Source organism: Microcoleus sp. K1-B1 (assembly GCF_036704705.1).
In the GTDB taxonomy this organism is placed as follows: Bacteria; Cyanobacteriota; Cyanobacteriia; order Cyanobacteriales; family Microcoleaceae; genus Microcoleus.
The window spans coordinates 8,693-22,461 of record NZ_JAUBSH010000107.1 but is presented as its reverse complement, the minus strand read 5'-3'; the positions used below and the strand labels follow the sequence as shown (position 1 = coordinate 22,461).

Annotated in this window: 7 protein-coding genes; 2 read left to right on the top strand and 5 right to left on the bottom strand. The window is 46.1% G+C overall.

Annotated elements, in window-relative coordinates; translation table 11 throughout:
* Positions 1-34: 34 nt before the first annotated feature.
* Positions 35-1,105: a cache domain-containing protein gene (locus tag QUA83_RS26055; protein ID WP_333296835.1), complete on the bottom strand. Its 1,071-nt coding sequence runs from the start codon at positions 1,103-1,105 to the stop codon at positions 35-37.
* A gap of 117 nt (positions 1,106-1,222) precedes the next feature.
* A complete protein-coding gene (locus tag QUA83_RS26050; RefSeq protein ID WP_333296834.1) occupies positions 1,223-2,089 on the bottom strand; it encodes an aliphatic sulfonate ABC transporter substrate-binding protein in 867 nt (288 codons plus the stop codon).
* A 382-nt stretch (positions 2,090-2,471) separates the two neighbouring features.
* Here QUA83_RS26050 and QUA83_RS26045 point away from each other — a divergent pair, with 382 nt between their 5' ends.
* Positions 2,472-2,771 carry a DUF7734 family protein gene (locus tag QUA83_RS26045; protein WP_333296832.1) on the top strand — a complete coding sequence of 100 codons (300 nt, stop codon included), beginning with the start codon at positions 2,472-2,474 and terminating at the stop codon, positions 2,769-2,771.
* A gap of 91 nt (positions 2,772-2,862) precedes the next feature.
* On the opposite strand, the gene atpC is transcribed toward QUA83_RS26045, so the two are convergent.
* From atpC to QUA83_RS26030, 3 genes are all read right to left on the bottom strand, one after another.
* The gene (atpC, locus tag QUA83_RS26040; RefSeq protein ID WP_333058306.1) at positions 2,863-3,270 is read right to left on the bottom strand and encodes an ATP synthase F1 subunit epsilon; all 408 of its coding nucleotides are present in this window, start codon (positions 3,268-3,270) and stop codon (positions 2,863-2,865) included.
* Positions 3,271-3,453: 183 nt separating this feature from the next.
* Positions 3,454-4,911: a F0F1 ATP synthase subunit beta gene (gene atpD / locus QUA83_RS26035; protein ID WP_333296831.1), complete on the bottom strand. Its 1,458-nt coding sequence runs from the start codon at positions 4,909-4,911 to the stop codon at positions 3,454-3,456.
* A gap of 138 nt (positions 4,912-5,049) precedes the next feature.
* Complete coding sequence (locus tag QUA83_RS26030) at positions 5,050-5,859, bottom strand: PEP-CTERM sorting domain-containing protein (RefSeq protein WP_333296829.1); 810 nt, start codon at positions 5,857-5,859, stop codon at positions 5,050-5,052.
* Between the two features lie 1,052 nt (positions 5,860-6,911).
* Between QUA83_RS26030 and QUA83_RS26025 the strand changes: the two genes are divergently transcribed.
* Positions 6,912-13,769 (top strand): two-partner secretion domain-containing protein (locus QUA83_RS26025; protein ID WP_333296827.1); only part of this gene is annotated, 6,858 nt, incomplete at its 3' end.

Here is a 13,769-nt window from a genome sequence, read left to right as displayed (position 1 = left end):
CTATCCTTGCTCTTCGCTGTGCTTATCTCAATGGTCAACTTTCAATTTGATGTATTTGCCAAACTGAGATGCACCCGTTAGATGCCGCAATATTTACCCGAGTTTCAAACATTCCGCTACTCATTTTAGTAGCGGCAGATGTTAGGGATTCCAAAGGATGTGTAATCGATCGAGCAAAAGCCACTCCCAACCCCACGGCGACGAGGGCGCTGGCGAGGGTAACTGCACCCATGACGTATATGAGCTTACGCACCGGAGCGTAAGCTTCCGCCGTAGGTAGCTCTACAACCACCATCCACTGCACCCTCCGCACGATCGCACCCGTGCCCATTACTTCTTCCCCGCGCAAGCCTCGATAAACAATCGGAGATTGAATCCCCCCAGCTAAAGCTAATTTGGATAACTCTCGCACAAACGATCGCCCTCTCAAATCTTGCAGTAAATATGGATTAATCTTGCTTCCTGTTTCCGAAATCAGCACCGAGCGATGGTCGAGAACGTAGCTGTACCCCGTTTGTCCTACTTTCGTTCTGGAGGCAATTTGAGTTAAAAAGTTTAGACTTACTCTGGCAAATAATACGCCAGCAATTTGATTTTTATTATCGCGAACAGGTACTGCTAAATTAACAACATTAACCGCTGTTTTTATATCTACATCTACTGGGCTAACATAATTTTGAGTTTGCCCAAAAGTCTGCCAAAATACAGGGCTTTCTCCCGAAATACCTGATAAATTTAAGCTCGATATAGAGAATGATTCATAAGGCGACATCGCCTGTACTATTTGACCTTTACTGTTAAAAATTCCGACCACTTCGTAAGCGCTGTTGCTGTTAACCAATCCTTCGAGAATACTGCGCTGAGTTTCAGCATTAAATTCTGTTAAACCGCGTAATTCTGACAAATAATTGAGTTGGCGCTGCAAGTTATCCAGATAAGCGCTAATTTGGACAGCAGCAGCTTGCGATCGTTCGTACTGAAGCTGTTTTGTCTGTTCTATTTGTCCCCGAAAGCTGAGGTAAGCTAAGGTACTTCCCGCCATCAACACGCTTGCCACAACAATCGAGACAAAACCATAACGCAGTTGATTGGCAATTGATGACATTTGATTCTGCCAGTTAACAGTTTTAACTCACTTTATAGGATACACTAAATTGCACATTTTTAAAACTGGCGGAATCGTGATCCTTGATCGATCGTTAAATTTGCCTAAGTTATGGTTTTATAGATCTAATTTTTGTTTCCAGATAACATCTTCAATCCAAATGCGATCGGGAAGCAGTCCCAACCGAAAGAAAATTTCAGCAATTCGCTGCTGTTCTTCAACAGCCCTGTCTTGAATAGGCAGCACATCGTAGCGGCGGCTTTTCGTTAACATGATAGCTGTGGTTATTTTCATTCCCGTTCGATTGCTGATAAATTTCGCTGCTGGTTCGGGATTCTTAGTTATCCAACTAGCCATCTGTCGCGTTTCTCCCATCACTATTTTAACAATATCGGGAAAGTCGCTAGCAAAAGACCGACTTGCCAAATAAAAGTTTCTATCATTCATCAGTCCGTCGCTATTAGTTAAGAAATGAACAGGCATAGTTTCCTGTAACTGAGCTAGAAACGGCTGCCAAATCGCCCAAGCATCAACCTCGCCTCTGACAAATGCTTCCTGAGCTTTTGGCGGAGGCAAATCGACTAATTGGACATCTTTTAACTGCAAGCCACCTTGAGTTAACGCCCGAATTAATAAATAGTGACCTGCGGTTTTCTGAGTGGCTGCTATTTTCTTGCCTTTGAGATCCGCTAAAGTCCGAATTGGAGAATCTTCAGGAACTATGATGCCAATGCTTCCAGGTAAAGCGGAATCATTAGCAATATAAACAAAAGGTACGCCGTCTGATTGGGCAAAAATTGGTGGCGCAACTCCTGCATAGCCCAGATCGATTTTTCCTTTTCCTATTGCTTCTAAAATTGGCGGCCCTGCGGCAAATTCCGTCCATTCTACAGACCACCCCATTTTTGCTAAACGGGTTTCCAAAGAGCCTTTAGCTTTGAGATAAAACAGCGCTCCGAAACGTTGATGGCCGATTCTTACCACTCTTGTTAACTTTGAGGGTGCATTTTGGGTTTTGGCTGTAGAGTTATTTATTAGTTGTGAGTTACAACTTGCCACAGCTAAACTCAAGCAAAAAACGAGCGTGAATAGCAGCGTATATCCCCAAGAAAAAGGCCGTTTAATAAAAATTTGACTGGAAAACGATAATTTAAACCTAGTCTTTTTGTGGCTCATAAAATATCGGATAAGTAGATTTTGCAGGAGTAAAAAATTCCAGATGTTTTTTACAGGACTGATATTGTGTCCCCTTACTTCCTGCTGTTAAAAAAGGTCGAATTAAAAATAAATTTTTAGCGGGCTGTCGCTGAAATTAGCCGCAAAATAAAGCTATATTATAGCAGATTTCAGGAAAGTGAGATTTGCTATGGCTGACTCTATTGCTCGTCGCTTGGAAAAATACACGGTAAAACGATCGCACGAAGTTTTAATCGTCAAGGCCGAAATAGACGGCGAATTCGATGAAATTGCTATTTTTAAAGGCTTTTCTAGCTCCCTGACGCGATCGACCGCTTTCGATCCAGAGGTTCCTGTTTTGCCGGAGGAAGCAAAAATTGTCAGTGTCGATCGCCTGGATAGCCCCTACAATCCAAATAACCCCCGCTATCTTCAGCAGGGGTTATCTTGGGAAACAATGCAATCTCTATTGTCCGAGGCCGGAGTTTAGCAAAACATTAGGGACACAACGCGAGAAAAACCGCAGGGACACAACAATGTTGTGTCCCTACTACAAAAGCACTATGTCCTTAACCTTAGAGCTAGAGCGTGCCGCCGGCAGCTTGGAAACGAGCTCTCGCGCGTTTGATTGCTTGCTTAGCTTGAATTTGCTCTTGCAAAGTGCCGGTAGTAGCCTTTTGCAAACGAGCTTCTGCTTCGGTGTAAGCAGTACGAGCAGCTTCTTTATCAATGGTTTCGCCTTTTTCAGCGCCGTTGACAAGAATAGTAACTTTGTTTTCTTGGATTTCTGCAAAGCCACCCATCAGAGCAATAGACACCCATTCCTTGCCGGGACGGACGCGCATCACTCCGGTATCCAAAGCTGTCAACATGGGAGCGTGACCGCTCAAGATACCCAGTTGGCCTGTGGTGCTCGGCAGAATTACTTCTTCAGCATTAGAATCCCAAACAGTTTTGTCTGGGGCCACTACGCGCACAGTTAATGTCATAAATTGTCAGTTGTCGGTTGTCAGTTGTCAGTTGTCAGTTGTCAGTTGTCAGTTGTCAGTTATCAGTTGTCAGTTGTCCGTTGTCAGTTGTCAGTTGTTACCAATAACCAATAACTAATAACAAATAACTAATAACTACTGACTCATGACTCCTGACTACTGACTACTGACTCATGACTAAAATTACTTGGCGTCAGCTTTCATTTTTTCAGCTTTGGCGATCGCCTCGTTGATATCGCCCACCAAATAGAATGCTTGTTCTGGTAACTCATCAAGTTCGCCAGCCAAAATCATCTGGAAGCCCTTAATGGTGTCTGCCAGCTTGACGTACTTGCCGGGGGAACCGGTGAACACTTCAGCCACAAAGAACGGTTGAGACAAGAAGCGTTCAATTTTGCGAGCGCGAGAAACTGTCAAGCGGTCATCTTCCGACAGCTCGTCCAAGCCCAGAATTGCAATAATGTCTTGCAATTCCTTGTAGCGTTGCAGAGTAGACTGCACCTGACGAGCAACACCATAGTGCTCTTCGCCGACAACGCTAACTTGCAACATCGTAGACGTAGAATCCAGCGGGTCAACCGCAGGATAAATCCCCTTCGCAGCCAAACCGCGAGACAACACAGTTGTAGCGTCCAAGTGAGCAAAAGTCGTAGCCGGTGCGGGGTCAGTCAAGTCATCCGCAGGTACGTACACAGCTTGAACTGAAGTAATCGAACCTTCGGTAGTCGAAGTAATCCGTTCTTGCAAGTCACCCATGTCTGTACCGAGAGTCGGCTGATATCCCACAGCCGAAGGCATCCGACCCAACAGAGCCGATACCTCAGAGCCCGCTTGCACGAACCGGAAGATATTGTCAATGAACAACAGCACGTCTTGCTTGCTGACATCGCGGAAGTATTCGGCCATCGCCAGAGCCGACAGGCCCACGCGCATCCGAGCACCAGGCGGCTCGTTCATTTGACCGTAAACCAGAGCAATTTTTGATTTGCTGCGGTCTTCTTCGTTAATAACCCCCGACTCGATCATTTCTTTGTAGAGGTCATTACCTTCGCGGGTGCGCTCGCCCACACCACCGAACACGGACACGCCGCCGTGAGCCTTCGCGATGTTGTTCACGAGTTCCATCATAATCACGGTTTTGCCGACGCCTGCGCCGCCAAACAAACCGATTTTGCCGCCGCGACGGTAGGGGGCGAGCAGGTCAATCACCTTGATCCCAGTTTCAAACACCGAAGGCTTGGTTTCCAGTTCGGTGAAAGCCGGCGGGTTGCGGTGGATGGGCATACTTTCGGAAGTATTGACCGGGCCGAGGTTGTCTACGGGTTCGCCGATTACGTTAAAAATCCGGCCGAGAGTTGGGATTCCGACAGGAACTTGGATCGATGCCCCGGTATCTACTACTTCCATGCCACGCACCAAGCCGTCGGTGGTACTCATGGAAACTGCACGCACTTGGCTGTCTCCGAGCAGTTGTTGAACTTCGCAGGTAACAGCAATGTCTTGACCTGCTTCGTTTTTGCCGGAAATCGTGAGAGCGTTATAGATTTGGGGCAGTTTGCCGCCTGGGAATTTTACGTCTACAACCGGTCCAATGATTTGGGTGATGTAGCCTACGTTCGTTTTTGTTGCGGTGGATACCATGAATAGTGCCTTTGTTAGGATGCTATTTTTCCCGTTATGGAAAAAGTCTTAACATTTAGAAATGCTATTCCTCAGATTACCACTGAACAGACGCACTATTTAGATTTGTATGGGGCTGGTTAAGAGTGATTTTTATGGTTACTGCCCTCGCTTTTTTTTCCTGCGAGCCGCAGCCAAAGCCCCGATCCCCAGGATAGTCCCGAATACTGTGACTGGTTCGGGGACTGGTTCGGGCACTAACTGAGCCGACACGGTGAAGTCTTCGAAGTCAAGATCGGTTCCTGGTTGGGCATTGTCGAAATCGTCGAAGGAGATTTGTGTGCCATTAGCCAGTTCGGCCATTGTGAGGGATGAAAATTGCTCTGGGCCTTTACCGCCGTTGATGTTTGTAAATGAGTCGCTGGAGTTGTAGTCGAGCATAAAGTCACCAAACACAGCAAGCTGACATCCCTCCACCCCACATTCATCTCTTCGGAACTGGGTGCCGGGGGTCCACCATAGGGTGCTGTTCATGAAGGTACTCGACGAGACGTATTCCTCCACATCGCTGCCGCTGCCAGTGTCGCTCCACAGCAGCAGGGCATAAATTTGATCCTTCAAAAATGTGACGGTTTGGGTGATGGAGCCGTTTTCGGAGGTGACGGCGTTGCCGAAGGTTCCTTCCCAGTTGTTGGCAGAGCCGTTATCTGAGGGTTTAGTCTCGTAAAACAGTCTGGCGATGTTGGTGTAGCCATTGTTTTGTGGCTCAGCTTGGGCAACCCACAAGCTTGACTGATAACGGCTGCGAGAGTTATTGAATCTAAAGTTGATCTTTGTATCTTGATCGAACTGGATGCCCCCAGTGCCAAACGTGAAAGCTCGGACGGGCGTGCAGATGCTGAGCAACATTGTGGTTGCCAAGCTGACGACTGTAAAAGATGTTTTTTTGACTAGCGTTAAGGTAGTCATAACCCTGATTCCTCCAGTATTTTTAGGTAGTAAGGCGGAAAATGCCCTAAATGCCATGTTGCTGTGACGCGAATAGACGATCGCGAGCCTGCGATATTTAGGGCGATCGTCAAACCTAAAGAAGAGGCTCCACACCAGTGAATCTACATACAGATCTCACTTAAGGGTGATTTGGAGTAAATGAGTGCTTCTTCTAAGAGTTTTCACTGACACCAGATTGACACAGTTTAATCTGTAACAGCAAGATTTTCATCCTGCCTAGACTTCCAACCTATTATATTTACTTCGTTTTAGTAACTGTCTAAAGTTGAATGCAAGACTTGCAAATATTGGCTTTCATCAAAAATACATAAAATTTTTACTTGAGCTTTATAAAGTTTTGGTAAAGTTAATCCAAAAAATATAAAGTTTTTGAGAGAAAGTCGGCTGTTCGGTTCGTTGCTCCTCAAAGCGCGCTGCAAGCTGCTCGCCGGATGCAGAAAGACGCAGCGGCGACCGCGAGTAGGGATTTTAGCGAGTTTTTTGTCACTCTAAGCAAGCTGTATAACAGGCGATCGATACTTACGTAGTTTTGACTCAAATTGAGAGTTTTTTAAACCCCTAAGCCTCGCATTCCGCGCCCTATTTTTCCCCACAGTCGCGGACGCATTAACCCGGTTTTTTAAGGTAATTGGGTCAGGGAAGCAGTGAAAGTCAATCGATTTTAGATTTTAGATTTTAGATTTTAGAATTGAAGCCTCGATCCCACGGATAAATACGTTCGGCAAGTTTCATCGGATACAGGTTTTTTATTTCTGGACGGATGAATCCGGGGGCTTGTATCCTGGATGTTTTAGGTTAAAAAAAGAAACCAAGTTTTATTTCCCGCGCCTGATTTATAGTAAAAAAAATGTTTCTAAGTAAATCATAGTAATTGAAAACATACATTTCCTTGTCCTATCGTAATTATTCGGCAAGCAAAAATAGGCTGATCCTATTGACATGAGGAATTTTTAGGAGTAAATCTAGGATAGATAAATACCATCGCACTTTAAGCACCATCTTTAAACACAATGACACCCAACAAACTACATTTCCTCGGATGGTTATTCATTGTTGGCTGGCTGAGTGCAGCGGCGGGTTCGGCCAACGCGCAACCCATCACCCCCGCAGCGGACGGCACTAACACACTTGTTACTCCCAACGGCAACCGCTACGACATTTCCGGGGGGTCTTTCAGCGGAGATGGGACTAATCTTTTTCACAGTTTTACTCAGTTCGGCCTCAGCGAGGCTCAAACGGCTAACTTTCTGACGAATCCCAATATTCAAAATATTTTGGGAAGGATTACTGGGGGTAATCCTTCTTTAATAAATGGCTTAATTCAAGTTACGGGCGGCAATTCCAATTTATTTTTGATGAATCCTGCTGGCATAATTTTCGGGCCGAATGCCAGTCTCAACGTGCCTGGATCTTTTAATGCTACTACGGCGACAGGTATTGGTTTTGGGAACAATCAGTGGTTTAGTGCGATCGGCAATAACAATTGGGCAACTTTCATCGGAACACCGAACAGTTTTGCGTTTACAAATTTGCCAGGGGGAAGCATTGTTAATGCAGGCAATTTGGCGGTGACACCAGGTCAAAGTTTAAGTTTGATCGGCGGTACGGTTGTCAATACGGGTCAGGTAACTGCGCCTAGCGGCAATATTCTCATCAGCGCCGTACCGGGTAACAATTTGGTACGAATTAGTCAAGCTGGAAATTTATTGAGCTTGGATATTCAGCCGACAGCAAATCAAAGTTCGCTGCCAAACAATTGGACGCAGCCAGTGTTATCTTTGCCGGAGTTGCTGACTGGACAAGGTGTGGCACAGGCGACGGGTTTGACGGTAAATCCGAATGGCGAAGTTGTGTTGACGGGGAATGCTGCTGTGCCGGTAACTGCGGGAACTGCGATCGCATCCGGCAGTCTCAATGTCTCTGGCAACACTGGCGGTACTGTAAATATTTTAGGCGACAAAGTAGGAGTTATTGCAGGCAATATCGATGCTTCTGGGATTAACGGCGGCGGTACTGTACTGATTGGCGGAGATTATCAGGGTTTGGGGACTGTGCCCAATGCTTTGCGGACTTTTGTCAGTAGCGATTCGACGATTAATGCTGATGCTGTTAGTAATGGGAATGGCGGGCGAGTTATAGTTTGGGCTGATGAAACTACTCGCTTTAATGGCAATATTACGGCCAGAGGTGGCTTGGTTTTTGGGAATGGCGGCTTTGTGGAAGTGTCGGGAAAGCAATCGCTGGATTTTCAAGGATTAGTTGATTTGCGATCGACCTTTGGGATTGCTGGAACTTTATTGTTAGATCCTACTAATATTACTATTACCGAAGGTCCGAATGAGGTTCCTACGGGACCAGTATTTGTTGACTCCGGCCCTCCTTCTGTGATTACTAATGGGAAGCTGCAAGCACAGCTAAATGGGGGAAATGTTACTATTTCTACTGCGTCAGGTAATGACGAGCAAGGCAATATTAACGTTGACGCACCGATCGCTTGGAATAATAAAAATTCCTTGACTCTGAATGCTAATAATAATATTAATCTTAATAAGACCACTATCACCACTCAGGGAGGCACTCTTACTCTGAATGCTGATAGTGATAATGTAAACGGTGGTGCTGTCAGTATCGTAGGTTCCACGATCGCTACTAATGGTGGTAATTTCCTGGGTAAAGGTCAGGGGACTCTTGTGTTCGGGCCGGGAATCAATGTCCAGAACAGCACAATTAATACCGGGGGTGGAAACATTGAGCTGAATGGTATTGGAGGAAATTATTCAATAGGGGGAAACAATCTCGGTATTTATATTTTGGGTGGTACCACATTACAAACTACTGGCAGCGGCAATATTACTCTCAACGGTACTGGCGGGAACGGGGCATTAGCCGGAAATGAAGGTATTGTTGTTACAGGCACATCTAAGGTGACTTCAGCGGATGGAAATATTAGCCTGACTGGGATTGGGACTGGTAACGGAACTGGAAGCAACAACGGGATTAACATTAATACCACCAGCACAGTGGAATCGATCGGAACAGGAAGTATTACTTTCAACGGTACTGGCGGCAACGGGACAGATGGTAATCAAGGGATATCTATTGACAGCAGCACAGTGCGGGCTGGGGGAAATGTCAGCCTGACTGGTACAGGTGCTGGGACTTTAACCAACAACACCGGCGTTAATATACAGAAGACAACAGTGGAGGCAACGGCGAACGGGACTGTCGCCATCACCGGGACGGGAGGAAATGGGACGAGTGGCAATGAAGGGATAACTATTGATGGTGTCAGCAGGGTAAAATCGCAGAATGGAGATATCGCCCTAACTGGAACAGGTCAGGGGAGCGCGGACAACAACAGGGGTATTTTGGTGCAAGGGGTGGTGGAGTCAACAGGCACCGGGAATGTGACTCTGAGCGGTGTTGGCGGCAATGGGACTGATGGCAATCGAGGGATATCAGTTGAGGGCGGCATAGTGAAAGCGCTCTCTGGAAATGTCACTCTGACTGGTACAGGTGGTGGGACTGGGGCTTTCAACGAAGGCCTATATATAGTTCTTGGTGCTACAATCCAAACCACAGGAATCGGAAAGGTGACGTTGACGGGGACGGGCAGTGCAGGCACGGGCAGAAATTCCGGGATCGATATCATCTTGTTTAGCACGGTAAAATCCGAGGATGGAGATATTGTTTTAACCGGTACGGGTGTAGGGACTGCATTTAACAGCTACGGGATTAACTTCCCCACGAACGACGGTGATTTTATTGTGAACTCGACGGTGCAAGCTACGGGAACGGGTGATATTAGCCTTACGGGAAAGGCTAACAACAATTCCATTCCAATTAACCTCATCCGAGGTATGATTGATGCGACTTTAGGCGGCAAGGTCACTTTGACTGGCGATGAAATTCAATTGCCAGGAACAAGTCAAGTTAAAGGTACTGGGACTATCCAGTTACAGCCGCTTACTCCCACTTTAGATATTACTGTGGGCGGTAATACTGCGGACGCTCGTTTGAATCTCAGCAGTGCTGAACTCGCGCCTCCGGTTTTAAATGGGTTTTCCCAAATGATTATCGGGCGCACGGATGGGACGGGGAATATCGCAATTGACCCCGCTGGTGTTACTTTTAATATCCCCGTCACAATGCAAGCTGGGACAATTGCAGTCGATGGAAACATTACAGGTGTAAACAACGCTTCAATTACTTTTAATGCTCCAACGACTAACTTAAACGCAAATATTCTTACCAACGAACAGAATATTACCTTTGGTGAGCAAGTCTCTCTCGGTACAGGTTCTAATGTCACTCTCGATACTGGGTTAACGAATGCAGCTGACATTAATTTTGGGGGAACGGTTGACGGCGATGGCAACCTAGTTTTGACTACGGGAACAGGCGTTATTAATGTCAACGGGCCCATTGGAAATCCAGTACCTTTACGTTCCCTGAAAACAATCAATTCTTTCGATGTTAAGAGTCCGATCGATTTTTCGATTGAAACAACAGGCGATATTACCGTTGGTAGTATGAGAAATCCCGGACGGGCGATCGCCCTTACCAGCACTAATGGCAATATTGATACGACTGCAGGGGCAATTGATACCACATCCAGCACCGCAAATGGTGGCCCGATCACACTCAGTGCCAACAATATTACTGCTAGTAATCTTAACTCTAGTTCCACTGCTGGCAATGGCGGAAAAATCACCCTCACAGGCCAAACAGGCGACGTTGTTGCAGTTTCAGGAGTAATTAATTCTAGCTCTACTATCGGTGCCGCCGGAGATATCGCGATCGCCACTCCCAATGAAGTCGAGATAAATAGCATTGATGCTAATGGATTGCCCGGTACTGGATCATTAGGAAATGTCACTGTCAACAGTGCTGGTTCAACTACACTTAATGCTGTCAAAGCTACCAGTTTCACCACCAATGCTGGCGGTACAACCGAACTTAAGGGCAATGTCACTACAATTGGCGCTCAAACCTATGGAGATGCAGTGACAATTGCCAACAATCCCATTCTCGCAGGCAGCGAAATTACTTTCAATAATACTGTAGACGGCACCAGCGATTTGACTGTGAAGGCGGTTAGCGGTGATGTTACATTCAATGGTGCGATCGGGGAAACAACTCCTCTCACAAGTTTAACTGCCAACAGCAAGATATCTTTAGGCGGGAATGTCACTACAACCGGCAGTCAAACTTATGCAGATGCTGTGACTGTTGCCAACAATCCCATTCTCGCAGGCAGCGAAATTACTTTCAACGATACTGTTAACGGCAGCAGCGATTTGACAGCAAATGCGGTTAGCGGTAATGTTACATTCAATGGTGCAGTTGGGAATCCAACAAGTGCGATCGGCAATTTAACAGCTAACTCTACAGGCACAACCGCATTTAATCAAACAGTCAATGCCGCGAGTTTGACTACAGATGCTGGCGGCACAACTCAACTCAATGGCAATGTCACTACAATTGGCGCTCAAACCTATGGAGATGCAGTTACAATTGCCAATAATCCGATTCTCGCAGGCAGCGAAATTACTTTCAAGGATACTGTTAACGGCAGCAGCGATTTAACGGTGAATGGGGGTACTGGTAATATTACCTTCACAAGTGCGATCGGCGAAACAACTCCTCTCACAAGTTTAACAGCCAACAGCAAGATATCTTTAGGCGGCAATGTCACTACAACCGGCAGTCAAACTTATGCAGATGCTGTCACTTTTGCCGAAGACTCGATTCTTTCAGGCAGCGACATTACTTTCAATAAGACAGTTGACGTAGCTGGCAATCTCGGTATTGCTGGTGATAATGTTAATCTCAAAGGAACTGTAACAACTACCAATGACGGCACGCTCACAATTACCAATAAGGTGAATCTCAATATTGAGAAAAACCTGAACTTGGACGGTGAATTTATTCAAAATGGCGGTGGAAATGTTGCGGTTGGCGGAAATATCGCGACAACTAATGATAACATTAGTTTTAGCGACCCGGTGACATTAAAAGCTCCTGTCAATTTTACAGTGGGAGATGCAACTATTGCTTTCGGTTCTACTGTATCGGCAGGTAGTAACCCCCTGACTTTAACAGCAGGTGAAATTGATTTTTCTGGGAATATTTCGGGTACGGGCGCGCTAACGCTGCAACCCGCAACAGCCGGACAAAATATTGTTGTTGGCGGAATTGATAACAATACTAGCGCTTTAGATTTGACTGCATCGGAAATTAATTTGATTCAAAATGGATTTAGCTCGATCGCGATCGGGCGATCGGATAGCAGTGCAAATGTTAGTATTTCCTCTAATCTTACATTTTTAGATCCTGTAAATATTCAAACGGGAACTGGTACGATCGCACTTGATGGCACTCTTACCGGCAATGACAACAGCAGCATTGCTCTCAAGGCTGCCACAATTAATTTGAATGATGGCATCAATACCAATAAAAATCCGATCGCTCTCAACGGCACTGTCACACTCGGCAACGATATTAATCTCAGTACCAGCGGCGGAGATATTAAGATAACTGGTGTGATAGACGGTAATCATTTGTTGAACTTAGATGCCGCTACAGGGAATGTGTTGGTGCAAGGAAATATCGGAGAAACAACGCCATTATCTGTTTTGAATGTTAGTGCCTCAAATGCAGAATTTATTGGAAACGTTAACAGTAATTCTGGTTTTAATTTTAGGGCTTTAAATACTAAATTAGGCGGTAATCTTACGAATAATAACGGCGACATTAATATTAGCAATGCTGTGGTTTTGACAAAGGATGCGGTATTTAGTACGGCAGGGGGAAATATTGCTTTGGGTGCGATCGACAGTGACAGCATTAATGCCCGCAACTTAACTCTAGCCTCCGGTAACGGCAGCATCACTTTCAACGGTTCGGTGGGGGCCACGAGCAAGTTAGGAAATTTGGCGATCGAAAATGCTGGCAATGTGACAGGAAACTCGACAATTAACGCGCAACAATTGACAGCACTAAACACAGAAACAGTCAACTTATTGGGAGATGTCACAGCCGCCAAAGTCGATCTTACTGCCAAGGGCGATATAACCGTTAAAAATATTACTGCTAATGGCGGAGAAATTCTATTTACAACCGGTAACAATTTCACCGCAGGCAATTTGAATACATCGGCAAACAGTGGCGGCAACATAACTGTTAAGGCGATAACTTCAATTACGGCCGGACAAATTAACTCTAGCGGTATAGTCGGAAATGCCGGCAATGTGTTCTTAGATCCCATCGGCGATATTCAAGTAGAGTTTATCAATGCCCAAGGCGGTACAGGCGGCACCGGCGGCGATGTCACAGCAATAGCAGGCAATTTTTTCCGCGCTACGGGTACTTTTTCAACCCCACTGTCGCCGACGGGAGTGGCTAGCATTTCTACTGCTGGCGGCGCAGGTAGCGGAAATATCGCAATTACACACGGTGGGGGAGATGGAGGAACGCCGATTCAACCGTTTGTGGTAGGGGATGCTGCTAGCAACGGTACGGCGGGTGCAATTACAACCGGACAATCTACCATTACATCGCAGTCGTTTCCGCGTTCTAGTAGTGTTGGTAATATTGTGTTTTCGACTGACGACGCGATCGACCCGCCGCCAACACCAACTCCCACTCCGGTAGAAACTCCGACTCCCACTCCGAGTGAAACTCCCACTCCGGTAGAAACTCCGATTCCCACTCCGAGTGAAACTCCAACTCCGGTAGTAACTCCAACTCCGACTCCGAGTGAAACTCCAACTCCGGTAGTAACTCCAACTCCGACTGCAATTGTCACTCCAACTCCAGTAGTAACTCCAACTCCAACTCCGGTAGTAACTCCAACTCCGGTAGTA

Coding starts and splice junctions, on each gene's coding strand:
- QUA83_RS26045 (WP_333296832.1), top strand. CDS start 2,472: ATGGCTGACTCTATTGCTCGTCGCTTGGAAAAATACACGGTAAAACGA.
- QUA83_RS26030 (WP_333296829.1), bottom strand. CDS start 5,859: ATGACTACCTTAACGCTAGTCAAAAAAACATCTTTTACAGTCGTCAGC.
- atpC (WP_333058306.1), bottom strand. CDS start 3,270: ATGACATTAACTGTGCGCGTAGTGGCCCCAGACAAAACTGTTTGGGAT.
- QUA83_RS26055 (WP_333296835.1), bottom strand. CDS start 1,105: ATGTCATCAATTGCCAATCAACTGCGTTATGGTTTTGTCTCGATTGTT.
- atpD (WP_333296831.1), bottom strand. CDS start 4,911: ATGGTATCCACCGCAACAAAAACGAACGTAGGCTACATCACCCAAATC.